This window comes from Novosphingobium sp. BL-S-19 (assembly GCF_055521675.1).
Map to the genome: position 1 here is coordinate 1,114,720 of NZ_CM145498.1, position 20,438 is coordinate 1,135,157.

Sequence of the window (20,438 nt, forward strand, 5' to 3'; positions counted from 1 at the left end):
ATGGCAACCGCCGCGCCGGGGGCATCGCCCGCCAATACGCGCTACAACCGCAACCGTCGCGGTCAGCTGGCGATCTGGTGGCAGGAGATTGACCGTACGTTTCTGGCCCTCGTGCTGATCCTGATGGGGATCGGCGCGATTGCTGTTGCGGCCGGCTCCCCGGCGAGTGCGCGCCGCCTGTCGACCTCGCAGGAACATCTGCCATCGCTCTACTTCTTCTGGCTGCACTTGCGCTGGCAGTTCGTGGGGCTCTGCGCGATGTTCTGGGCCTCCAGCCTGTCGAAAGACAGCGCACGGCGACTGGGCATCCTGATTGCGGGCATGATGATCTTTGGCCTGCTGCTGGTGCCGGTGGTGGGTTCGGAAGTGAACGGCGCCAAGCGCTGGCTGCACTTCGGCATTTCGCTCCAGCCCTCTCAGTTCCTGGGCACCGGCTTCCCGATCCTGCTGGCATGGATCCTCTCGTGGCGTGCACGCGATCCCAACATTCCGGTGGTGGCGCTGTGCTTCTGCCTGATGGGCCTGATCGGCGCTCTGCTGATGGCGCAGCCGGACTTCGGATCGACCATGCTGTTTTCCGGCACCTTCTTCGTGATGATCCTGCTGGCGGGCATTCCGCTGAAGCGCATCGGCATGTTCGCCGGCGCGGGCGTGGCCGGCATCGTCCTGATGTATTTCACCTATGCCAACGGCCGGAATCGCATCGATTCGTTCCTGTCCGGCGGCAATGCCTTCGATCAGGTGGACCTTGCCCAGCGTACGCTGCTGAACGGCGGCTGGTTCGGGCAGGGCTTCTGGATGGGCATTCGCAAGATGGCGCTGCCCGAAGCGCATACCGACTACATCTTCTCCGTCATCGGTGAGGAATTCGGCCTGATCGCCTGCATGGTGATCGTGGGTCTCTACCTTGCGCTGCTGGTGCGGGTGATGCTGCGCCTGACCGAGGAGGAGGACCTGTTCACGGTGCTCGCCGCCTCGGGAATCGCCTCCCAGTTCGGCGGGCAGGCGTTCATCAACATCCTCGTCAACCTGCAGCTCTTCCCCTCGAAGGGCATGACCTTGCCGCTGATCAGCTACGGCGGCTCGTCGACTGTCGCCATGTGCTTGACGGTCGGCCTTCTCCTCGCAATCACGCGGCGCAATCCCTTCATCAAGCGCGAGGGCTTCTCGCTGCGCGCCATCGGAGACGTTTCTTCATGAGTCTGGTCAGCCGTCATTACGTTCTTGCCGCGGGCGGGACGGGCGGACACCTCATCCCCGCCTTCGCGCTTGCTGCCGAACTGGACCGCCGCGGGCATCACGTCGCGCTCATCACCGATGAGCGCGGCGCCGCGATTCCGGGCAAGCCTGACTATCTGCCCGCGCATGTGCTGCCGCAGGGGCGCATCGCGGGCAAGAATCCGCTGAACTGGCTGAAGGGCCTGCGCGGCATTCTGGAAGGCAAGCGCATGGCGCTGCGCCTGTTCGAAAGCTTCCAGCCCACCGCCGTGATCGGCTTCGGCGGCTATCCGGCGCTGCCGACGATGCTCGCCGCGCGTTCGGCCCGTATTCCGACGATCCTGCATGAGCAGAACTCGGTATTAGGCCGCGTGAACCGTTACTTTGCGGGCAAGGTCGATGCCATCGCCACCGCTTTCGAGCAGGTCGACCGGCTCGACCCCAAGCTCTCCGGCAAGGTCACGCTGGTCGGCAATCCGGTGCGGGACGAAGTGCTGGCGCTGCGCGATGCGCCGTTCCCCGAATTCACCGAGGACAGCCTGCTGCGCATCCTCGTCACCGGCGGCAGCCAGGGCGCGCGCGTGCTCTCCGAAGTGGTGCCCGATGGCCTTGCCATGCTGCCCCCCGCGCTGCGTTCCCGCCTTCAGGTGATCCAGCAGTGCCGTCCCGAGGATATCGAGGCGGTTCGCGCCCGCTATGCCAGCCACGGCATCCCGGCCGAACTGGCGACCTATTTCGAGGACATGGCCGAGCGTCTGGCCGGTGCGCACCTCTTCATCGGCCGCTCTGGCGCTTCGACGATTGCCGAACTGACCGATGTGGGCCGCCCGGCGATCCTGATCCCGCTGCCGATCGCCACCGACGACCATCAGGCCGCCAACACGCGGGAGATCGTGGCCGCCGGCGGCGCGCGTGCGATCCGTCAGGAAAGCTTCACCGCATCCACGCTGGCCAAGCAGATTCAGGCCATGGCGCTCCATCCGGAGACGCTGGCCAATGCCGCGCATGCCTCGTGGAACTGCGGCTATCCCAATGCCGCGGCTGACCTTGCCGACCTTGTAGAAAGCTTCGGCGCCAGCCCGATCATGGACGTAATTCGAATGGACAAGACCGTGCCCGCCAAGGGCGGCGAAGCCCTCGCACGCAAGGGTACGGCCGCATGAAGGGCGTCGGCACTGAAATCGGCACGATCCACTTCGTCGGCATCGGCGGCATCGGCATGTCCGGCATTGCCGAGGTGATGCACAACCTTGGCTACGCCGTGCAGGGTTCCGACATTGCCGAGGGCTATGTGGTTGAAGGCCTGCGCAAGCGGGGCATCAAGGTCTCGATCGGTCATGCGGCGGAGAACGTCGAGGGCGCGGCCGTGGTCGTCACCTCCACAGCCGTGAAGCGTGAGAACCCGGAAGTGGTCTACGCGCTCGAACACCGCATCCCCGTTGTGCGCCGCGCCGAGATGCTGGCCGAACTGATGCGCCTGAAGAACACCGTCGCGGTGGCGGGCACGCACGGCAAGACCACCACGACGTCGATGGTCGCGGCGCTGCTCGACGCGGGTGGGGTCGATCCCACCGTGATCAACGGCGGCATCATCAATGCCTACGGCTCCAACGCGCGACTTGGCGAGAGCGACTGGATGGTCGTGGAAGCGGACGAGAGCGATGGTTCGTTCCTGCGTCTGGACGGCACCATCGCCGTCGTCACGAACATCGATCCCGAGCATCTCGATCACTACGGTTCGTTCGACAAGGTGAAGGACGCCTTTGTCGAATTCATCGAAAACGTGCCGTTCTACGGCTGCGCGCTGCTCTGCATCGATCACCCCGAAGTGCAGGCGGTGATCCCCAAGGTGCGCGACCGCCGCGTGGTGACATACGGTTTCTCCGCGCAGGCGGACATTCGCGGCGAGAATGTGACGCCGGTTCCGGGCGGCAACCGTTTCGATGTGGCGCTGCGCCAGCGGGACGGCTCGTTCCGCCGGATCGAGGGTATCGAATTGCCGATGCCGGGCCGTCACAACGTCCAGAATGCGCTCGCCGCCATCGGCGTCGCGGTGGAGATGGGCTGCTCGGACGCCTGCATCCAGACCGGCTTTTCCAAGTTCGGCGGCGTTAAGCGCCGCTTCACCAAGGTGGGCGAGATCGCGGTCGAGGGCGGTAGCGTGACGGTGATCGACGACTACGGCCACCATCCGGTGGAAATTCGCGCGGTGCTGGCCGCCGCGCGTGAAGGCGTGAAGGGCCGCGTCATCGCCGTGGTCCAGCCGCACCGCTTCACGCGCCTGCGCGATCACATGGAAGACTTCGAAGGCGCGTTCAACGATGCCGACGTGGTCTATGCCGCGCCGGTCTATGCGGCGGGCGAGCAGCCGATCGAAGGCGTCGATTCCGATCACATGGTTTCGGGCATGAAGGCGCGCGGGCACCGTTCCGCGCAAGTGATCGCCGGGCCGGACGCGCTGGCCGATGCGCTGGCAACCTCGATCCAGCCGGGCGACATGGTCGTCTGCCTGGGCGCGGGGGACATCACCAAGTGGGCGGCCGGTCTGGCGGATGCCGTGGCCAAGCGGAGGGCTGCGTGACTGGCTATCCCGCGCCTCACCCTAGTGCTTCGACAAGCTCAGCACGAGCGGGATTTTATATCCTCGGTCACTTCAAGACCGCTCATCCTGAGCCTGTCGAAGGATGATGGACGTGGCGCAACCTCTCCTCCCGGAAACGCGCGGCAAGCTGACGGCTGATGCGCCGCTGGCCCCGCTCGTCTGGTTCAAGTCCGGCGGTGCGGCGCAGTGGCTGTTCGAGCCGAAGGACCTGGCCGACTTGCAGGCATTCCTGCGCGATCTCGATCCCGCCGTGCCGGTCATGGCGCTGGGCCTGGGCTCCAACATGATCGTGCGCGACGGCGGCGTTCCCGGCGTGGTGATCCGGCTTGGCAAGCCTTTCGCCAAAGTGACGAAAGTGGACGACGTGACGCTGGAATGCGGCGGCGGCGCCAGCGGCATCCTCGTTTCCTCCACCGCGCGCGACAACGGCATTGCCGGCGTCGAGTTCCTGCGCTCCATCCCCGGCACTGTGGGGGGCTTCGTGCGGATGAACGGCGGCGCTTATGGCGGTGAGGTCAAGGACGTGCTGGTCGATTGCGATGTCGTCCTGCGCTCCGGCGAACTGGTCACGCTGGTCAATGCCGACCTTGGCTACACTTACCGCCATTCGGAACTGCCCGAGGGCGCGGTGGTCGTTTCCGCCCGATTCAAAGGTCAGCCCGGCGATCCAGCGGCGATCCAGGCCGAGATGGACCGCATCTCCGCCAGCCGCGAGGCCAGCCAGCCGCTGCGCAGCAAGACCGGCGGTTCGACCTTCAAGAACCCCGAAGGTCACAAGGCCTGGGCTCTGGTGGACGAAGCCGGCTGCCGGGGCCTGACCATCGGCGGCGCGCAAGTGAGCGAGAAGCACACCAATTTCCTGCTCAACGTGGCCGACGCCACCAGCAGCGATATCGAGGCCTTGGGCGAAGAAGTGCGCCGCCGGGTCAAGGAAAAGTCGGGCGTCACGCTCGAATGGGAAATCCAGCGCGTAGGCATGTTTGCCGGAGCGCCAGATCAAGAACGAGTAGGTATTCAGAAGTGACCCTTCCCAAACTCCACGTCGCAGTCCTGATGGGCGGTTGGTCGAACGAGCGGCCGGTCTCGCTGATGAGCGGTGAGGGCGTGGCCAAGGCGCTCGAGTCCAAGGGGCACAAGGTCACCCGCATCGACATGGACCGCGATGTCGCGCTGCGTCTTGCGGAAGCGAAGCCGGACGTGGTGTTCAACGCACTCCACGGCGCGCCGGGCGAGGATGGCACGGTGCAGGGCATGATGGACCTGATGGGCCTCACGTACACCCATTCGGGCCTTGCCACTTCGGTGATCGCCATCGACAAGGAACTGACCAAGCAGGCGCTGGTCCCGCACGGCATTCCGATGCCCGGCGGCCGCATCGTCGAAAGCGCCGAGATTTTCGAGCGCGATCCGCTGCCGCGCCCCTATGTGCTGAAGCCGGTCAACGAAGGGTCGTCCGTCGGCGTCGCCATCGTCACGGCCGATGGCAATTACGGCAATCCGATCGGCCGCGAGACCGAAGGCCCCTGGCAGCATTTCGACCGCCTTCTGGCCGAACCCTATATTCGCGGACTTGAACTGACCACCGCCGTGATCGGCGACCGCGCTCTGCTGGTTACCGAGCTGAGGCCCAAGTCCGGCTTCTACGACTTCGATTCCAAGTACACCGACGGCATGACGCAGCACATCTGCCCGGCCGAAATCCCCGACGAGATCACGGCGGCGTGCAAGGATCTGGCCCTGCGCGCGCACCAGTTGCTGGGCTGCAAGGGCACCAGCCGTTCGGACTTCCGCTGGGATGATACGCAGGGCGTCGAAGGGCTGTTCCTGTTGGAAGTGAACACCCAGCCGGGCATGACCCCGCTCAGCCTCGTGCCCGAACAGGCCCGCGCCTGCGGCATGGAATACCCCGATCTGGTCGAGGCGATTATTGCCGAAGCGCTCGAAGATGCGCGCGCCCGCAAGGCGGCCAAGGAGGGCGGATGAGCCAGACGATCCGGCGCAAGCCGAAGAGCGCAAGGAAAGTCGCCGCCCGGCAAGGCACCAAGGCCAAGGTTCGCAAGGCGAAGGCGACCACGGGATCGACGCTCGACGCGGCGATGTCGTGGCTGCCGTTCACCGAAGAGCAGCTGCACAAGATCTTCCTCGTCACCATTCTCGGCGGCGCGGTGGGGCTTGCCTGCGTGGTGGCCAATGCCGCTGGCGTGCCGATGTTGGCGAACGCCCAATTCGCCCGGGTTTCGGCCGATGCTGGTTTCGAGGTGAAACGCGTGGAAGTGCGCGGCGTGAAGCACCTGAATGAGTTGAAGGTCTACGAAAAGGCGCTGGCCGAGCGGGACCGGGCGATGACCGAGGTCGACCTCGATGCGCTGCGCGCCGAATTGCTGGGCCTCTCTTGGGTCAAGGATGCGCGCGTATCGCGCCAGCTTCCCGATACGCTGGTGATCGATATCGTCGAGCGCGAGGCCCATGCGGTGCTGCGCAAGGACGATCAGTTCGTGCTGATCGACGAGACCGGGCATGAGCTGGAACAGGTCAGCCGCAAGGATACCGGCGGCAAGCTGATCGTCTCCGGGCCCGGTGCAGGCCAGCAAGTGACGGAGCTGGCCAATCTGCTGCAGGCAGCGCCCGCGTTGCAGCCCGGCGTGCAGGAGGCCGAATGGATCGGCAACCGCCGCTGGAACCTGACTTTCCGCACCGGACAAGTGCTGGCCCTGCCGGAAGGCGACAAGGAAGCCGCCGGCGCGCTGGTCACTTTCGCGCGGCTCGATGGCACCAATCGCCTGCTGGGCGGCAAAGTCATGGCCTTCGACATGCGTGCGCCGGATCGCATCTATATGCGCGTGCCGGAAGGCGAAGGGCAGGAGATCGCCTCCAGCGCCGGCGCCGTGCCGCATGGACAGACCGCCGCCGATGCCGCCGACAAGGCGCCCAAGACTTTAGTACCCGCCGACGCGGAGGAGCAGTGATGGCAGGCCCCCGGATCACCCGCGTATTCGGCGCCGTCAACATCGGTTCCTTCCGCATTTCCGCGATCGTCGCCGGCATGTCCGAAATGGGCGACATGATCGTGCTCGGCTCCGGCCACCGTGCCAGCCAGGGTATCAAGCGCGGCTACGTCACCGACATGGCCGCCGCGACTTATGCCGTGCGCGATGCCATCGACCGGGCCGAGAAGATGGCCGATACCAGCGTCTCCAAGGTCTGGATCGGCTGCTCCGGCGCGGGGCTCGCCAGCCGGATCGACCAGTTCGATGCCGAGATCGGCGGCCGACGGATCGAGCAGGAGGATATCGATCAGCTCCTCGTTTCCGCGCGGGAGGTGATCCAGCCGGACGGGCGCATGGTGCTGCACGCGCAGCCCGCGCAGTATCGGCTCGACGGTGCGCATGGCGTGGGCAATCCCAAGGGTCTTCATGCCGAGCGCCTGGGCGTGGACATCCACATCATGCTGGCCGACGGCGCGCCGATCCGCAATCTGACCGAGGCGGTGCAGAGCGCGCATCTTGAGGTGGAGGCGATCGTCGGATCGCCCATCGCGGCGGGGCAGGCGTGCCTTTCGCCGGAAGAGCGCGATCTGGGCGTGGCGCTGGTCGAATTCGGCGCGGAAGTGACGAATGTGGCCGTCTATTCGCACGGCTTGCTGATCGACATGATCTCGATCCCGATGGGCTCTGCCGATATCACCGACGCGATCGCTTCGGCTTTCGGCATCCGCCGCTTCCAGGCCGAACGCCTGAAATGCGTGAACGGATCGGCAATCGCCAGCCCGCACGATCACCGCGAGATGATCCCGGTCAACGCGCCGGGGGAGGAACATGCCGGCCCTGTCGCCCGCCATGCCGATGACAAGAATCGCATCCCGCGTGCCGAGCTGATCGGCGTCATCACCGGCCAGTTGGGCGTGCTGATGGAAGAAATAAACAAGGCCTTGAAGGCCATGCGTTTCAATGCGCAGCGCGGCAAACAGGTGGTGTTTACTGGCGGCGGCGCGGAATTGGTGGGACTCGCCGATTATGCGCAGGCCGCGCTGGGCAAGCCGGTGCGCGTGGGCAGCGTGCCGCACTTGACCGGATTGGCCGAGGCGCACGTGAAACCCGGATTTTCCACGCTTGCCGGCCTGGTTCTCTACGCTGGCGCGGACCCCGTGGATATTCGCAGCTTCGGAAAGAACCGGCAGCAGACAATAAGTTATTCGGGCCTGGGCGTGATCAATCGCGTCTATAGAGCACTGAGGGAATACTTCTGACCAGTCGTGCCGACAGGGTGCCGGGTCCATTGGGGCCATGGCAAAACCGGCACGATTGGCCGCAAACGGCGGTTTCTGCTGTGGACAAAGAGCCGGCACGCTTTGCCTCGATGAAGCGAAGCGTGCAATCAAACTAGTCAAGGTAAATTTCTTCGCGCACGGGCCTGCCAGGAGAACGAAATGAGCATCAACATCGGACCGCCGGCAATCGAAGAGCTTCGTCCGCGCATCGTCGTCATCGGCGTTGGCGGGGCGGGCGGAAACGCCATCGCCAACATGATCCAGGCGCAGATCGAGGGTGTCGACTTCGTCGTCGCCAATACCGACGCGCAGGCGCTGAACAATTCGATCGCGGAAACCCGCATTCAGCTGGGGCCCGATATCACGCAGGGCCTCGGCGCCGGCGCTCGCCCCGAAGTGGGCCGCGCGGCGGCAGAGGAAACCCTGCCTGACATCGAGCGTCTGCTCGATGGCGTGCACATGGTCTTCATCGCCGCCGGCATGGGCGGCGGCACCGGCACTGGCGCCGCGCCGATCATCGCGCAGGCCGCACGCGCCAAGGGCGTGCTGACGGTGGGCGTGGTTTCCAAGCCGTTCATGTTCGAAGGCACGCGCCGCATGCGCTCTGCCGATGCGGGCATCGAAGAGCTGCAGAAGCACGTCGATACGCTGATCGTCATCCCGAACCAGAACCTGTTCCTGGTCGCCAAGGCGGACACCACTTTCAAGGAAGCGTTCTCGCTGGCCGACGAAGTGCTTCAGCAGGGCGTGCGTTCGATCACCGACCTGATGATCATGCCGGGCCTCATCAACCTCGACTTCGCGGACGTCCGCTCGGTCATGGGCGAGATGGGCAAGGCGATGATGGGCACGGGCGAGGGCGAAGGCCCGAACCGCGCGCTCGAAGCGGCCGAACGCGCCATAGCGAACCCGCTGCTCGACGGCGTCTCGATGCAGGGCGCCAAGGGCGTGATCATCTCGATCATCGGCGGCGACGACATGAAGCTGCTGGAAGTCGACGAAGCGGCTAACCACATTCGCGAACTGGTCGATCCCGATGCGAACATCATCTGGGGTTCGGCGTTCAACCCGGACCTGCAGGGCAAGATTCGTGTCTCGGTAGTCGCCACGGGTATCGAGCAGACCAGCGAAATGGCTGAAATCGCCGCGCGTCCGGTGTCGCTGAGTGCCGGACGGGGCCCTGTTCGCCCGATGGTTTCGCGTCCGGCCCCGGTGGAGCATCATGCGCCTTCGCGTCCGGCGATCCAGACGCCGTCGGCCTTTACTCCCCAACCGGCCGCAGCCCCGGCGCCGCTCGATCTGTCGTCCCCGGCCCCAGAACCCGCGCCGGTTCACGCCGCCGCGCCTGAGGCCGAGCCGTTCGAACTCGAACTGGGTGCGGGTGAAGAGTTGGAAGCGCATGTCGACGAACCGGCCAATGACGCCTACGGCAGCCTGACCGGCCTGCACGGCCAGCGTGCGCCGCTCGACCTGTCGGGCGGTCTCGAAGCACCGGGTGTACCGCAGGACGAATTGCTGCTGGATGGCGGGCAGACCGTGCCGAACTCGCCGCTGCGTCAGCGTCGCCCGGCAGAACCTGCTCCGACGGCGGCTCCGGCCCGTCCGGTTGGCGGCGGCAGCACGCTGTTCGAACGCATGACCAGTCTTTCGCGTCCGAAGGCAGCGGCTCCCGAGCCGTCGGCCGACGACGAGGACTCGGCATCGATCTCGATCCCGCGTTTCCTCGGCCGCCAGAACAACCAGTAATTCGGTATCGGACGGGGCGGGCGGCTTTCGGGCCGCCCGCCCCGTCGCTATTTTCGGAACGGCCCGCGCGCATCATGCTAGCGTGTGTTAGCCCGAGGTTCAGGTGTTGGGCGCCATAGGCCCGCCGGACAAGATCAGTGGCGCGAATGGAACGGTCAGGCCTGCATGGCCCGACCCGCGCGCCGGATAGCAAGGATATCGCAGCAGTGGCGGTGAGGCAGAAGCAATCGGGCATCAAGCCGCGGGCCGTTCATGGCGTTCGGGCTTCGCTTGGTTTTCCCATGCTTGCGTCGGTCACGCTGGTGTTGCCTGCATTGCTGGTGCCGCAGGTGTCTGCCGCGCAGAATGCTCCCGTTGTCGCACGGCCGGTGGTTCAGGCGCTGCCGGGGGCGCAGTCGCAGCGGCTGAGCGCCGCACTGGCGCGTCTCGGGCGCAATCCGCGCGATGCGGCGGCGCTTGTCGACGCGGCCGATGCGGCCAAGTCGCTGGCCGATTATGACGCTGCCATCGGCTTCTACCGCCGCGCCGACGAAATCACGCCGGGCAATGCGCATATCAAGGCGGGCCTCGCTGGCGCCCTGGCGTTGAGCGGCGACCCGGTATCGGCCATTCCGCTGTTCGCAGAGGCCGAGAAGGCCGGGGCCACGCCCAGCCAGATCGCGGCAGATCGCGGGTTGGCTTACGATCTCGTGGGCGCGAACGCGACGGCCCAGCATTACTATGCGGCGGCACTTGGCGGCGCGGCGGATGAGGACGCGCGGATGCGTCTTGCCGTCAGCCAGGCGATCGCCGGTGACGGTGCGGCAGCGCAGGCCACACTGATGCCGCTGCTGCAAAAGCAGGACAAGCCGGGCTGGCGTACCCGGGCCTTCGCATTGGCGATCGGCGGAGACACGCAGCAGGCGGTGGAAGTATCGAACTCGATCCTGCCGCCGCAACTGGCGCAGAATATCGCCCCCTACTTGCGTTACATGCCGCGCCTGACGCGGGCGCAGCAGGCGGCGGCCGCCAATCTGGGCAAGTTCCCGCGTGCGTCCGAAATCGGCCACGACGATCCGCGCATCTCGGCCTACGCAACGCAACTTGCCGCGACCGAGGCGGCCATGGCGTCGCAGGCGCGCATTGCGGCGAACCCGCCGGCCGCCGGCAAGTCAGGCACGCGCGGCGGTCGCAAGACATCGTCCGCCGCGGCGCCATCGCTCCCGGCGCCGGCTACGGTGGCGCAGACCGCACCGCTTTCCAGCGGCACGTCAACGCATCTCGCCTCGGCCGGCAACATGTCGCATACCTCGGTGCCGACCCAGCCGGCGCGCGTCGCTCCGCCCGAGCCCATGCCCACCATCGAACGCGATGCCTCGGGCGAGCTGCCGGCCGTAGGCGGCAAGGCGGCTGCGCCTGCTCCTTCTGCACTGGCGCCGACCGTCACCCGCACTACGCCGCCCGTTACGGCGCCCCCAACTTCGATGGCCGCGACTTCCGTTCCGCCAACTTCGGCTCCCCGGACTTCGATTCCGCCGACGCCGCCCACGCTGCCGTCCTCGGCCGCGACTGCAAGCGGGCAGGGGTTCAACATTTCGCGCGTGCAGACCCCGCCGACAGCAGCGGCGCCGGCAACTGCTCCGATCACTGCGCCGCCAGCGCGCCCTGTCGCGGAAGCGCCGCCCGAGCCTAGCGCACACCAGCCGTCGCTGGCCGAGATATTCGCGGACCTCGGCAAGCCGGGGATGCAGATCGTCCCCACCGCCGGCGCCGTGGATATTCGCCAGATCGAGCCCGCTCGTCCGGCACCGCCGCCGGCGCCCAAGGTCTCCGCGAAGCCCGAGGTCAAGCCCGACGATGTCGTGGAAGGTAAGCCCGACGCCAAGGGCACTACGAAGCCTGATCCCAAGGCGGGCAGAATTGACCCCAAGACAGGTAAGCCTGAGGCCAAGGGCCCAGGGAAGGGCGATCCGAAGGCCGATCCCAAGGCCGAGGGCAAGCCGGGCACCAAGGCCGATGCGCCCGCCAAGGGCAAGAAGCCTGCCGCTCCCGCCCATCCAAGCCGCATCTGGGTGCAGATCGGCGTGGGGCGTGACAAGGATGCCATCGCCTTCGATTGGCGCCGCTACCTCAAGCAGTCTCCCACGTTGCTCAAGGGGCGCCAGCCTTACGTGAGCGACATGGGGCGCACCAATCGCGTGCTTGTGGGGCCGTTCGAAACCCAAAAGGCCGCCAATGCGTTTATTGCCGACGCCAAGAAGCAAGGCTTTGACGATGCTCTGCCCTGGACAAGTCCGGCAGGCCAGGTAGTCGACCCGCTTTCGGCCAAGTAACCGTCCGAAGCCGCGGTGGTGCTGCCGCCCGCCTGATCTTATCCACACGCTGTTAACAGCCCAGTGCAGTTTTGCGCAGGCGATCGTGGCGTCCGGGTTGTGCAGGAGGGGCAAGGCAAAGCATCCATGCGGCCAAGCGTTGCGGAGGTCGAATGTCGGAGATCATGAGAACGGTTCAGGACGATATCGGCCGAGACGAAGAGGACAGCGCTCCCGTGGAGATGCTGGCCGCACTTTTCGAGGCGCGTGACTGGCCCTTTGAACTTGCCAGCGAGGATGAGCTTTCGGGCGAGGTAAAGGGCGCCTGGGCTACCTATCAATTCCAGGCCATCTGGCGTCCCGAAGACCGGGTGCTCCAGTTGCTCTGCCTGCCGGACGTGCGCATCACCGATGCGAAGCGCTCGGCCGTGTACGAAGCGTTGGCGCTTATCAACGAACAGCTTTGGGTCGGCCATTTCGATGTCTGGTCGAACGGCGGCGTGGTGCTTTATCGCCACGGCCTGATGCTGGGCGAGGACGGGCTGCTTGGCCTCGACCAGGCGCAGACCGTGGTGGAAGCCGCGATCGAGGAATGCGATCGTTTCTATCCGGTTTTCCAGTTCATCCTCTGGGGCGACAAGACCCCCACGGAAGCGCTGGCCGCTGCTCTGATCGACGCCGCTGGCGAGGCGTGATCCGGATTTGAATACATGATTGCCGGGCTGGCAGCCGCTGGCCCGGTTCGAGCCCGGTTCGAGATTGCGTGCTGGGGTCTTGGCACGCATTAAGGGGTGCCCTAAGCCGCCCGCGTTTGCTGCATGATGCGGCGCGTTACGGCTTGAGGAAATGACATGGACCGCTTTCAGAACATCCTTCTCGTCGGCTGCGGCAACATGGCCGGGTCCATGCTGGAAGGTTGGCTGAAGGGCGGTGTTCCCGCGTCGCGCTTCACCGTGGTCGATCCCAAGCGCGAATCCGTTCCCGAAGGCGTGACGCTGCTGCAGGACCTGCCGGCAGAGGGCCGCTTCGATGCCGTCATGTTGGGCATCAAGCCGCAGGGGTTGGACGGTGCGGCACCGGCGATCGCGCCGCTGGTGGGGCGGCACACCGTGCTGTTCTCCATCCTTGCCGGCGTGGAATTCGACAGCCTGGCCGCGCGCTTCCCCGAAGCCGGCGCGATGCTGCGCATCATGCCCAATCTGGCGGTGGCGATCGGCAAGTCGCCGGTGGCGCTCGATTCGCGTGGGCTGGACGATGATGGCCGCGCCGACGTGACGGCGCTGATGGATCACCTCGGCACCCCCGAGTGGCTGGACAACGAAGGCCAGTTCGACGCGGTGACCGCGCTGACCGGTTGCGGGCCGGCTTTCGTCTATCGCTTTATCGATGCTCTGGCAGCAGGCGGTGTGGCGCTGGGGATCGAGCCGGCGCAGGCGCAACGCCTTGCAGTGGCGATGGTGGAGGGCGCCTCGCAACTGGCGGCAGCCTCGCCGTTTTCGCCCGGCGAACTGGCCGACAAGGTAGCCAGCCCGGGCGGATCGACGCGTGCGGGCATGAACGTGCTGGATGCCGATGGCGCGCTGGCGTCGCTGATCGCCGCCACCATGAAGGCCTCCAACGATCGCAATGCGGAGATGGCGGCAGAGGCCCGCCGCGGCTGATCGGGCCGGAATGCCGATCCGCCCGATTGGTAATTTCGGTTCCTTTTACACTTTGACACAAAGAGCCGGAGCCGGTTTTCCTTGAAAAGCGGTGCGGCGAAGGCGATATTCGGTTGGTCCGGGTTCCCGCGTTTGGCGGCGAGCCCGTCTAAGGGAGTGTGACATGGCGAATTGGAACGACCCCCAGCCCGGTACGGGCTTCGGAGCGTCTCCGAGCCTCGATAGCAGGACTGGCGGCAAGGTCGCGTACGATACGGGCCTGCGTCGCTACATGCTGTCGATCTACAACTACATGGCCTCGGGCGTTCTGCTCTCGGGCGTCGTGGCGCTGGGCTTTGCGACTTCGGGCCTTGCCGTGCAGGTGCTGAGCAGCCCGCTGCGCTGGCTGGTCATGCTGGCGCCGCTCGGTTTCGTGATGGCGATGAGCTTCGGCTTCCAGCGGATGAAGACCTCCACCCTGCAAATGCTCTACTGGGGCTTCTGCGTGATCATGGGCCTGTCGATGGCCTCGATCTTCCTGGTCTTCACCGGCGCCTCGATCGCGACGACTTTCTTCGCGACCGCCGCCGCCTTCGCGGGCCTCAGCCTGGTGGGCTACACCACCAAGAAGGATCTTTCGGGCTTCGGCACGTTCCTGACGATGGGCCTGTTCGGCATTCTGATCGCCATGCTGATCGGCATGTTCGTCCAGTCCACGGCGCTGCAGCTGGGGATCTCGATCCTGGGCGTGCTGATCTTCGCGGGCCTGACGGCTTACGATACCCAGGCGCTGAAGAACCAGTATTACAGCGTTCGCGGTACCGAGTTCGTGGGCAAGGCCGTGGTCATGGGTGCTCTGCGGCTCTATCTGGACTTCATCAACATGTTCCAGTTCCTGCTGAGCTTCCTGGGCGATCGCAGGTAATCCACCGTTTTCCACATTTGACGGTTGCTATGCCCGGTTCGATTCGTCGCACCGGGCATTTTCTTTGCTGCCCGGTCGCTGTAGTTAGTAAAGATCGAGGAAATTTGGAGTGATCGGGGTGGTAAACCTGAAGAATCGCGGCCTGGCATGGGGCCTTTCGCTGGCAGCAGGTTCGCTCGCCGTGACTTTGGCTGGCTGCGGGCCGGAGAAGGTGGCCGTTGCGCCGCCGCCGCCGCCGGCAGCGGTCGTGATCCCGCCGCGGCCGATGCCGCCGATGGGCGCGCAGACCAACATGGTGATCCCGGCGCTGGCCGTGAACGGTTCGCGTACCACGGTGAATTCGGGCATTTCGCAGGCCCAGACGCTGTGGAACCTGCGTTCGGCCTACAACGTGGCCGCGCTGAACTGCATGGGGCCGGATCACGGGCCGATCCTGGCCGGCTACAAGGACTTCCTTGTACGCCATGCAAAGGAACTGACCGCCACGAACAAGGCGGTCGATAAGGAATTTGCCGCCAAGTACGGCAAGGGCGGGACCAAGGCGCGCGAGACATATCAGACGCAGGTCTACAATTTCTTCGCGCTGCCGCCGGTGGTTCCCGCGCTGTGCAACGCCATGATCGGCCTTGCCGCCGAAATGCAGGCGGTTCCGGCCAGCCAGCTGAATGCCTATGCGGTGAGCGGCCTGGCCAAGGCGGAGGCTCCCTACATGGAGTTCTTCAACAGCTACGACCAGTATCGCGCCGATCTGACCGCCTGGAATGCGCGCTATGGCGCGGGCCAGCCGGCTCCGATGCTGGCGGCACCGCAGGCGGGCAGCCCGGCAGGCGTCACTCCGGTGGCGACGGCACCGGCCACCAAGCCGCAGCAGCAGGCTTACGCGCAGTAAGTCTGCCGATCAGTCTTTGCAGAAGCCGGTGCCCCGCCAGAGCGGGGCGCCGGCTCTGTCGTTTCAGCGGACCGGGTAACCGGCGCGACCGTTCGCTTGGCGCGGGCGAAAATTCCGGCGCCGCCACTTTTGCTCTTTCAACGGGCGTTCCTTCTCGCTAAGGGAGCGCTCCCGATGCGGTAACTCGCCTTGGGAAAGGACTGGAACGGGGCCGTAGCTCAGATGGGAGAGCGCGTCGTTCGCAATGACGAGGTCAGGGGTTCGATCCCCCTCGGCTCCACCAATCCTTACATGTCTGACCTGAGCCGGATGAACCGGTTCTACCCCGGCCCGAGGCGTGGATGCGCGACAAGGTCGGGTTTTTTGTTTATCTGGCCAGAGGTGCCGCGCGTGTCGCAGCATCGCCCGTGGCCGTCTTTGAATCCGCTGGACCGAACCCATGCACTTTCTTGATCAGGCGAAAATCTATATCCGTTCCGGCGCCGGCGGCCCGGGCGCGGTCTCGTTCCGTCGCGAGAAGTACGTGGAGTACGGCGGCCCGGACGGCGGCAACGGCGGCAAGGGCGCGGACATCGTGTTCGAAGCGGTGGCCGGCCTGAACACCCTGATCGATTTCCGCTACACCCAGCACTTCAAGGCCCCGCGCGGCGGCCACGGCATGGGCAAGAACCGCAATGGTGCGGCGGGCAAGGATCTTGTCATCAAGGTTCCGGTCGGCACCCAGATCGTCGATGACGAGGACCGCGAAACGGTTCTGGCCGATCTTACCGAAGCCGGCCAGCGCGTGACGCTGATGGAAGGCGGCATGGGCGGCCGCGGCAATGCCAGCTACAAGACCAGCACCAACCGCGCCCCGCGCCAGCACCAGCCGGGCATTCCCGCGCAGGAAATGTGGGTCTGGCTGCGGCTGAAGCTGCTGGCTGACGTTGGCCTGGTCGGCATGCCGAACGCGGGCAAATCCACTTTCATCAACAAGCTGTCGAACGCGAAGGCGAAGGTGGGCGACTATGCCTTCACCACGCTGCGCCCGCAGCTGGGCGTCGTCACCCACAAGAACCGCGAGTTCGTGCTGGCGGACATTCCCGGCCTGATCGCCGGTGCGGCGGACGGCGCCGGCATCGGCGACCGTTTCCTGGGCCATATCGAGCGCTGCCGCGTGCTGGTGCACCTGATCGATATCTCCAACACCGATCCTGTCGAGGCGATGCACATCGTCGAGGAAGAGCTGGAAGCCTATGGCGGCGGTTTGGAAGGCAAGCCGCGCCTGGTCGCGCTCAACAAGATCGACCTTGTCGATGACGCCCTTGCCGCCGAATATGCCAAGGAACTTCTGAAGGCAGGCGCCCACGAAGTGTTCCCGATTTCCGGCGCAACCGGAAAGGGCATGTCGAAGCTGCTCGATGCGGTGATCGACTACCTGCCCGCCGCCACCGTAACCGAACGTCCGGAAGGCGAGCAGGAAGAGGCGGACGAGAAGCCCTGGTCGCCGATCTGACCGGCGAAAGCGCGGCCATGGCGCTTGACGATCTGGGGTTGCGCATCTGCATTATCGGGGCCGTCCAACAGCGGCAGGTCCACCCTGACAGCGGCGCTTGGTCAGGCGCGCGGGATGTCCGCGATCCAGATGGATCGCGTGAAATGGCAGATTTAAGGCACCGGCCATGACGGATTCGAACGTAAACCAGCGCAGGCCCGTGGACGGGCGCGCGGCCATGATGATGGTCGGGCTCTGTGCGATCTGGGGGATGCAGCAGACGGCGCTGAAGGCGGCCGCGCCGGACATGGCGCCGGTATTGCAGATCTCGCTGCGTTCGGGGCTTGCTGCCGTGGTGATCGCTGCGCTGGTATTCCTGCGCGGCGAGGCCCATGCGCTGCGTGGCGGCACGTGGAAGGCGGGTCTTGCGATCGGCGTGCTGTTTGCGCTCGAATACTTGTTCATGGGTGAAGGGCTGCGTTTCACCAGTGCCTCGCACATGGGCATATTTCTCTACACCGCCCCGATCTTCACCGCGCTGGGGCTGCATTTTCGCTTGCCTGAAGAGCGGCTGAGCTCGTTGCAGTGGCTGGGCATCGCCACGGCCTTTGCCGGGGTGGCAGTGTCCTTTCTGGGCGGTGCGAGTGGCGGGCCGCAGCACGGTTCGGCCTGGATCGGCGATCTCATGGGCGTCGGTGCCGGCGCATCCTGGGGCGCGACGACGTTGACGCTGCGCTTTTCCAAGCTCTCCCACGCGCCGAGCACGGTGACGACGCTCTACCAGCTTCTGGGCGCTTTCGTGCTGCTGGCGGTTCTGGCGCTGGCGACCGGACAGACGCATGTCACGATCACGCCGCTGCTGGGGGTGAGCTTTGCGTTTCAGACTATCGGCGTCTCGCTGGTGAGCCTGCTGGTGTGGTTCGGCATGTTGCGCGTCTATCTGGCGTCGCGTCTGGGCGTGCTTTCGTTCATGACGCCCCTGTTCGGCGTGGCTTTCGGCGTGGTGCTGCTGGGCGAGCGGCTGGAGCCGGCCTTCATCGCCGGTGCGGTCATGGTGATTGCCGGAATCCTGCTGGTCAGCGGCCACGAGATGTTCCGCGCGCGCAAGGCGCGACGTGCCGTAACCGGCTGACGCGCCTGTCTATCGCCCTCGCATTCGGCCCATCGTTCCTATCGCGGGACAGGGCGCGGACTGTTTCGCAAGCGAGCGCTTTTCAGCGCGCGGCATTTCTCCTAGAGGCTAGCCGCAAATGCCCATCGCACGCTTGACAGACCTTGCCGATCCCAGCTTGTGCCCCCGCCTTGTCGTCAAGGTGGGCTCCGCCTTGCTTGTGGGAACCGGCGGCGTTCGCCGCGCCTGGCTGACGGCTCTGGTGGAAGAGATCGCCGCCGCGCGTGGACGCGGGCAGCAGGTCATCGTTGTCTCATCCGGCGCGATCGCGCTGGGGGCGGCGACTTTGGGGCTGGAAAAGGGCGGGCGCGGATCGCTGGCCGATGCGCAGGCCAGCGCCGCCGTGGGGCAGATCGCGCTGTCCGGCCTCTGGGCCGAGCTGCTTGGCACGCATGGCCTTACCGCCGCGCAGATGCTGCTGACGCTGGAGGATCTGGAGGAGCGCCGTCGTTACCTGAACGTAACCGCCACGCTCGGCCGCCTGCTCGATGCGGGCGCGGTGCCGGTGATCAACGAAAACGATTCGGTGGCGACCGAGGAAATCCGCTTCGGCGACAACGATCGCCTTGCTGCGCGCGTCGCCCAGGCGGCGCAGGCGAACGCAGTGGTGCTGCTTTCCGATATCGACGGGCTTTACGATCGCCATCCCAAGCTGTCCGGCGCGGCGATGATCCCGGTAGTGGAAGGCATCACCCCGGCAGTGCGCGCCATGGCCAGCGCGGAATCGAATTCCGGCATGGGTTCGGGCGGGATGATTTCCAAGCTTCAGGCGGCCGAGATTGCCGAACTGGCCGGAATCGCCATGGTGATCGGCAATGGACAGGTGGAGCGGCCGATCGAACGGATCGTTGCCGGCAACGTCGGCACGCTGTTCCTGCCGCTGGGTAAAGCCGGCGCACGTAAGGCCTGGCTGGGCGGGCGCCTGCGGCTTACCGGCACGATCCACGTGGACGACGGCGCGGTGGCGGCGCTGCTGCGCGGCTCCAGCCTGCTGGCCAAGGGCGTTACCGCCGTGGACGGCGCGTTCGATCGCGGCGACGCCATTGCCGTTACCGACGCGCGCGGCCACGTGATCGCGCACGGCCTGTCCGAATATGCCGCGGGGGAATGCGCGGCGATCAAGGGGCTTCATTCGAGCGAACAGGCAGCCGTGCTTGGCTATGCCCCGCGCTCGTCCGTGGTCCACCGCGACCAGATGGTACTGAAGGCCCGACCGGAAAGAGCATGAACCAGAGCGACCGTCCCGTAATCGCGCTTACCGGCGCCACCGGCTTCGTCGGCCAATCCGTGATCGAGGAGGCGGTGCGCGCCGGCTATCACGTGCGCGCGCTTACCCGGCGCGAGCAGGGGCCGAACCCGCTGCTCGATCCGCATGTCACCTGGGTGCGCGGCGAACTGCGCGATACCGCATCGCTCTCGCTACTGACGCGCGGGGCGGAGGCGATCGTCCATGTCGCCGGCGTGGTCAACGCGCCCGATGCCGCCGGGTTCGAGGCGGGCAACGTCGCCGGCACGCTGAACCTGATCGAGACGGCGGTGGTGAAGGGCATTGCCCGGTTCATCTACGTTTCGTCGCTCTCCGCGCGGGAGCCGCAGCTTTCGGCCTATGGCGCCTCCAAGGCGCGGGCGGAAAAGCTGGTTATGGCGAGCCCGCTGGAGTGGACGATCGTGCGTCCGCCGGCGATCTATGGCCCGCGCGACAAGGAAATGTTCGAACTGTTTCGCGCCGCCCGCTGGGGCGTGGTGCCGGTGCCCGGGCATGGCCGTGCGTCGATGATCCATGTCGAGGATCTGGCGCGGCTGCTGGTGGCGCTGGTGCCGGCGGGCGAGCCTGTCACCGGCCGCATCGTGGAGCCCGACGATGGCCGCCCGAACGGCTGGAGCCATGCCGAAACGGCACGCGCCATCGGTATCGCCGTGGGCAAGCGCGTGCGCGTCGTCGGCCTTTCGCGCGGCGTGCTGATGATGGTGGCCAAGGCGGACAACTTCCTGCGCGGCGCCAATGCCAAGATGACGCCCGATCGCGCTTCCTATTTCAGCCACCCTGACTGGGTGGTGGGTGCAGAGGCGCGCGTGCCCGAAACCTTGTGGCAGCCCCGGATCGCCACCGAGGACGGGCTGCGCGCCACCGCCGAATGGTATCGCGGCGAAGGCTGGCTCTAGAGCGGCTTGCGATCCGATTGCATCGGATCAACCGCTGCAAGCTTCTGGTTTG

At 65.9% G+C, this 20,438-nt stretch carries 17 protein-coding genes and 1 tRNA gene; all 18 read left to right on the forward strand.

Annotation, left to right across the window (positions count from 1 at the left end):
• Positions 1–1,200, forward strand: a complete 1,200-nt coding sequence (locus ACZ1JV_RS13620; RefSeq protein ID WP_465151965.1) for an FtsW/RodA/SpoVE family cell cycle protein — start codon at positions 1–3, stop codon at positions 1,198–1,200.
• Positions 1,197–2,381: an undecaprenyldiphospho-muramoylpentapeptide beta-N-acetylglucosaminyltransferase gene (gene murG / locus ACZ1JV_RS13625; protein ID WP_465151966.1), complete on the forward strand. Its 1,185-nt coding sequence runs from the start codon at positions 1,197–1,199 to the stop codon at positions 2,379–2,381. Before ACZ1JV_RS13620 ends, murG begins: the two co-directional genes overlap by 4 nt.
• Complete coding sequence (gene murC, locus ACZ1JV_RS13630; protein ID WP_465151967.1) at positions 2,378–3,799, forward strand: UDP-N-acetylmuramate--L-alanine ligase; 1,422 nt, start codon at positions 2,378–2,380, stop codon at positions 3,797–3,799. The genes murG and murC overlap by 4 nt, the downstream gene beginning before the upstream one ends.
• Before the next feature lie 112 nt (positions 3,800–3,911).
• Complete coding sequence (murB, locus tag ACZ1JV_RS13635; protein ID WP_465151968.1) at positions 3,912–4,844, forward strand: UDP-N-acetylmuramate dehydrogenase; 933 nt, start codon at positions 3,912–3,914, stop codon at positions 4,842–4,844.
• Positions 4,841–5,803 (forward strand): D-alanine--D-alanine ligase, encoded by a 963-nt coding sequence (locus tag ACZ1JV_RS13640; RefSeq protein WP_465151969.1) that lies wholly within the window; start codon positions 4,841–4,843, stop codon positions 5,801–5,803. Before murB ends, ACZ1JV_RS13640 begins: the two co-directional genes overlap by 4 nt.
• On the forward strand, positions 5,800–6,786 hold the full coding sequence (locus ACZ1JV_RS13645; RefSeq protein ID WP_465151970.1) for a cell division protein FtsQ/DivIB: 987 nt from the start codon (positions 5,800–5,802) through the stop codon (positions 6,784–6,786). The genes ACZ1JV_RS13640 and ACZ1JV_RS13645 overlap by 4 nt, the downstream gene beginning before the upstream one ends.
• Positions 6,786–8,066, forward strand: coding sequence for a cell division protein FtsA (gene ftsA / locus ACZ1JV_RS13650; protein ID WP_465151971.1), 1,281 nt, complete (start codon positions 6,786–6,788; stop codon positions 8,064–8,066). The genes ACZ1JV_RS13645 and ftsA overlap by 1 nt, the downstream gene beginning before the upstream one ends.
• A gap of 180 nt (positions 8,067–8,246) precedes the next feature.
• Positions 8,247–9,833 carry a cell division protein FtsZ gene (ftsZ, locus tag ACZ1JV_RS13655; RefSeq protein ID WP_465151972.1) on the forward strand — a complete coding sequence of 529 codons (1,587 nt, stop codon included), beginning with the start codon at positions 8,247–8,249 and terminating at the stop codon, positions 9,831–9,833.
• A 281-nt stretch (positions 9,834–10,114) separates the two neighbouring features.
• Positions 10,115–12,145: an SPOR domain-containing protein gene (locus ACZ1JV_RS13660; RefSeq protein ID WP_465151973.1), complete on the forward strand. Its 2,031-nt coding sequence runs from the start codon at positions 10,115–10,117 to the stop codon at positions 12,143–12,145.
• 164 nt (positions 12,146–12,309) lie between these two features.
• Positions 12,310–12,819, forward strand: coding sequence for a type III secretion system chaperone family protein (locus tag ACZ1JV_RS13665; RefSeq protein WP_465137658.1), 510 nt, complete (start codon positions 12,310–12,312; stop codon positions 12,817–12,819).
• Positions 12,820–12,975: 156 nt separating this feature from the next.
• Entirely contained in the window at positions 12,976–13,785 is an 810-nt protein-coding gene (locus ACZ1JV_RS13670) for a pyrroline-5-carboxylate reductase family protein (RefSeq protein ID WP_465151974.1), read from the forward strand.
• A 163-nt stretch (positions 13,786–13,948) separates the two neighbouring features.
• Positions 13,949–14,689 (forward strand): Bax inhibitor-1/YccA family protein, encoded by a 741-nt coding sequence (locus tag ACZ1JV_RS13675; protein WP_465137660.1) that lies wholly within the window; start codon positions 13,949–13,951, stop codon positions 14,687–14,689.
• 109 nt (positions 14,690–14,798) lie between these two features.
• A complete protein-coding gene (locus tag ACZ1JV_RS13680; RefSeq protein ID WP_465151975.1) occupies positions 14,799–15,578 on the forward strand; it encodes a hypothetical protein in 780 nt (259 codons plus the stop codon).
• Positions 15,579–15,785: 207 nt separating this feature from the next.
• Positions 15,786–15,861, forward strand: a tRNA-Ala gene (locus tag ACZ1JV_RS13685).
• 156 nt (positions 15,862–16,017) lie between these two features.
• The gene (gene obgE, locus ACZ1JV_RS13690; protein WP_465137662.1) at positions 16,018–17,073 is read left to right on the forward strand and encodes a GTPase ObgE; all 1,056 of its coding nucleotides are present in this window, start codon (positions 16,018–16,020) and stop codon (positions 17,071–17,073) included.
• A 166-nt stretch (positions 17,074–17,239) separates the two neighbouring features.
• A complete protein-coding gene (locus ACZ1JV_RS13695; RefSeq protein WP_465151976.1) occupies positions 17,240–18,184 on the forward strand; it encodes a DMT family transporter in 945 nt (314 codons plus the stop codon).
• A 118-nt stretch (positions 18,185–18,302) separates the two neighbouring features.
• The gene (gene proB, locus ACZ1JV_RS13700; RefSeq protein ID WP_465151977.1) at positions 18,303–19,451 is read left to right on the forward strand and encodes a glutamate 5-kinase; all 1,149 of its coding nucleotides are present in this window, start codon (positions 18,303–18,305) and stop codon (positions 19,449–19,451) included.
• Positions 19,448–20,386 (forward strand): NAD-dependent epimerase/dehydratase family protein, encoded by a 939-nt coding sequence (locus ACZ1JV_RS13705; protein ID WP_465137666.1) that lies wholly within the window; start codon positions 19,448–19,450, stop codon positions 20,384–20,386. The genes proB and ACZ1JV_RS13705 overlap by 4 nt, the downstream gene beginning before the upstream one ends.
• Positions 20,387–20,438 lie beyond the last annotated feature (52 nt).

What these genes read in the sequence shown, in the direction of transcription:
- murC (WP_465151967.1), top strand. Translation starts at nt 2,378, where the DNA reads ATGAAGGGCGTCGGCACTGAAATCGGCACGATCCACTTCGTCGGCATC.
- ACZ1JV_RS13675 (WP_465137660.1), top strand. Translation starts at nt 13,949, where the DNA reads ATGGCGAATTGGAACGACCCCCAGCCCGGTACGGGCTTCGGAGCGTCT.
- ACZ1JV_RS13645 (WP_465151970.1), top strand. Translation starts at nt 5,800, where the DNA reads ATGAGCCAGACGATCCGGCGCAAGCCGAAGAGCGCAAGGAAAGTCGCC.
- ACZ1JV_RS13670 (WP_465151974.1), top strand. Translation starts at nt 12,976, where the DNA reads ATGGACCGCTTTCAGAACATCCTTCTCGTCGGCTGCGGCAACATGGCC.
- proB (WP_465151977.1), top strand. Translation starts at nt 18,303, where the DNA reads ATGCCCATCGCACGCTTGACAGACCTTGCCGATCCCAGCTTGTGCCCC.
- ACZ1JV_RS13660 (WP_465151973.1), top strand. Translation starts at nt 10,115, where the DNA reads ATGCTTGCGTCGGTCACGCTGGTGTTGCCTGCATTGCTGGTGCCGCAG.
- ACZ1JV_RS13665 (WP_465137658.1), top strand. Translation starts at nt 12,310, where the DNA reads ATGAGAACGGTTCAGGACGATATCGGCCGAGACGAAGAGGACAGCGCT.
- ACZ1JV_RS13705 (WP_465137666.1), top strand. Translation starts at nt 19,448, where the DNA reads ATGAACCAGAGCGACCGTCCCGTAATCGCGCTTACCGGCGCCACCGGC.
- obgE (WP_465137662.1), top strand. Translation starts at nt 16,018, where the DNA reads ATGCACTTTCTTGATCAGGCGAAAATCTATATCCGTTCCGGCGCCGGC.
- ftsA (WP_465151971.1), top strand. Translation starts at nt 6,786, where the DNA reads ATGGCAGGCCCCCGGATCACCCGCGTATTCGGCGCCGTCAACATCGGT.
- ACZ1JV_RS13695 (WP_465151976.1), top strand. Translation starts at nt 17,240, where the DNA reads ATGACGGATTCGAACGTAAACCAGCGCAGGCCCGTGGACGGGCGCGCG.
- ACZ1JV_RS13620 (WP_465151965.1), top strand. Translation starts at nt 1, where the DNA reads ATGGCAACCGCCGCGCCGGGGGCATCGCCCGCCAATACGCGCTACAAC.
- ftsZ (WP_465151972.1), top strand. Translation starts at nt 8,247, where the DNA reads ATGAGCATCAACATCGGACCGCCGGCAATCGAAGAGCTTCGTCCGCGC.
- murG (WP_465151966.1), top strand. Translation starts at nt 1,197, where the DNA reads ATGAGTCTGGTCAGCCGTCATTACGTTCTTGCCGCGGGCGGGACGGGC.